The following is a 2540-nucleotide window of genomic DNA, read 5'->3' on the forward strand; positions in this document are numbered from 1 at the left end:
GCTGCGCCCCGACAACCCGGACGCCGCCGTGCGCACGCTCTCCGGCGGCAACCAGCAGAAGGCCGTGCTGGCCCGCTGGCTGCTGCGCGGCTGCCGCGTCCTGCTGCTGGACGAACCCACCCGGGGCGTCGACATCGGCGCCCGGGCCGAGCTCTACGCGGTGATCCGCCGCCTGGCCGACGAGGGACTCGCGGTGCTGTTGGTCTCCAGCGAACTGCCCGAGGTGCTGGGCCTGGCCGACCGCGTCCTGGTGCTCCGGGAGGGCCGGGTGGTGCACACCGCACCCGCGGGCGAACTCGACGAGCACCGGGTCCTCGATCTCGTACTGCACGCCACCGACGCGGCTGCCGAAGGGAGCCAGACATGACGCACCCCGTCTCCCCGCCCGCCACCGGGCCGGAGAAGTCGGCGCCGCCCCCGGAGGGCCGCCGCAGCGCACCACCGGCCGTGCTCGCGCGGCTCGACGTCCGCACGCTGTCGCTGCTGGGGGTGCTCGCCGCGCTGGTCGTGGCAGGCGGCGTCACCCGGCCGGAGGCGTTCCTCGACCTCGACAACCTGCGGCTGGTGCTCACCCAGGCCTCGGTCATCGGCGTGGTGACCGTCGGCATGACCTTCGTGATCACCGCCGGGGGGATCGACCTCTCGGTCGGCGCGATCGTCGCCCTGGCCTCCGTGTGGGCGACCACCGTGGCCACCCAGGAGTTCGGCTTCGCCGGCATCCTGTTCACCTCGGTGGTCGTCGGCCTCGGCTGCGGCCTGGTGAACGGGGCGCTGATCGCCTACGGGGCGATGGTGCCGTTCATCGCCACCCTCGCCATGTTCGCCTCGGCCCGCGGGCTCGCCCTGCTCATCACCGAGGGCCGCACCCAGCGGGTCACCGTGGACGGGGTGCTCGACCTGGGCAGCCGCGACAGCTACGTGCTGGGCGTCCCGCCGCTCGTGCTGGTCTTCGCCGCGGTCACCGTCGTCGGCTGGCTCCTGCTCAACCGGACCACCTTCGGCCGCCGCACGGTGGCCGTCGGCGGCAACGCGGAGGCCGCCCGGCTGGCCGGCATCGACGTCCGCCGCCAGCGCCTCTCCCTGTACCTGCTGTCCGGACTGTGCTGCGGCATCGCCGCGTTCATGCTGGTCGTGCTCTCCGGCTCGGGCCAGAACACCAACGGCAACCTCTACGAACTCGACGCCATCGCCGCCGCGATCATCGGCGGCACCCTGCTCACCGGCGGCCGCGGCACCATCGTCGGCTCCGTCCTCGGCGTCCTGATCTTCACCACCATCACCAACATCTTCGCGCTGAACAACCTCCAGAGCGACGTCCAGCAGATCGCCAAGGGGGCGATCATCGTCGCCGCCGTCCTGGTCCAGCGCCGCACCGTCAGGAACGAACTGGCCTGATCGTCAGAGCCGACAGAAGGGTCCACCGCCATGCCAGACCTCACGAGCCGCCGGGGACTGCTCTTCGGGACCGCCGCCGTATCGGCCGGCGCCCTCCTCGCGGGCTGCACCAGCAACGAGAAGGACGACAAGGGGAAGGCGGGCTCCTCTCAGCAGCCCGCCGCCGACGACACGCCGGGCAAGGCCGTCACCATCGGCTTCGCCGGACCGCAGGCCGACCACGGCTGGCTCAACGCCATCAACGAGCAGGCCCGCGCCCGCGCCGAGAAGTACAAAGACGTCACCCTGGACATCACCGAGGGCTCCAACGACACCGCCACCCAGATCGGCCAGATCGAGACGCTGATCAACAAGAAGGTCGACGTACTGGTCATCCTGCCGGCCGACGGCGCGGCGCTCACCCAGACCGGCCTCAAGGCCATGCGGGCGGGCATCCCGGTGGTCAACCTCGACCGCATCTTCAGCTCGCCGCAGGCCTTCCGCTGCTGGGTCGGCGGCGACAACTACGGCATGGGACTCAACGCCGGCCACTACATCGGCGAGAAGCTCAAGGACACCAAGGACGCCAAGGTGGTCGAGCTGGCCGGCCTGGACAACCTGGAGCTCACACGGCAGCGCACCAAGGGCTTCGACGACGCACTGAAGAACTACCCGAACATCGAGAAGGTGGCCCGGCAGGCGGCCGAGTTCACGGTCGAGAGCGGTCAGGCCAAGATGGCCCAGCTGCTCCAGGCGCAGTCACAGTTCCACGCGCTGTGGAACCACGACGACGACCAGGGCGTCGGCGCGTTGCGCGCCATCGACCAGGCCGGCCGCGACGACTTCCTGATGGTCGGCGGAGCGGGCGCGCTGTCCGCCTTCGAGGCGATCAAGGCGGACGACGGGGTGCTCAAGGCGACGGTGCTGTACCCGCCGACCATGGCCGCCTCCGCCATCGACCTCGCCCGCGCGCTCGGGCAGGGCAAGGGTGTCTCCGGGCTCGCCGAGTTCGAGATCCCCTCGCAGGTCACCGCGTACTCGGCGGTCGTCGACAAGTCCAACGTGGACCAGTACATGCCCATCGGCTTCGACTGACCCGCCCCGGCGCCGCCCGCCGGGCGGCCGGGCCGGGCCCCGGGCCCGGTGAGGAGAGCAAGAGGTGCGCC

General features: G+C 71.4%; 3 protein-coding genes. All 3 read left to right on the forward strand.

Features of this window, described 5'->3' with window-relative positions:
- The coding region (locus HW445_RS26410) for an ATP-binding cassette domain-containing protein (RefSeq protein WP_180223395.1) at nucleotides 1-367 on the forward strand (367 nt) is incomplete at its 5' end.
- Nucleotides 364-1395: an ABC transporter permease gene (locus tag HW445_RS26415; RefSeq protein WP_180223396.1), complete on the forward strand. Its 1032-nt coding sequence runs from the start codon at nucleotides 364-366 to the stop codon at nucleotides 1393-1395. The genes HW445_RS26410 and HW445_RS26415, both read left to right, overlap by 4 nt.
- A gap of 30 nt (nucleotides 1396-1425) precedes the next feature.
- A complete protein-coding gene (locus HW445_RS26420) occupies nucleotides 1426-2469 on the forward strand; it encodes a substrate-binding domain-containing protein (protein ID WP_180223397.1) in 1044 nt (347 codons plus the stop codon).
- The last annotated feature ends 71 nt before the right edge of the window (nucleotides 2470-2540 follow it).

This window comes from Streptomyces sp. UH6 (assembly GCF_013421635.1).
Lineage (GTDB): Bacteria > Actinomycetota > Actinomycetes > Streptomycetales > Streptomycetaceae > Streptomyces > Streptomyces abyssomicinicus.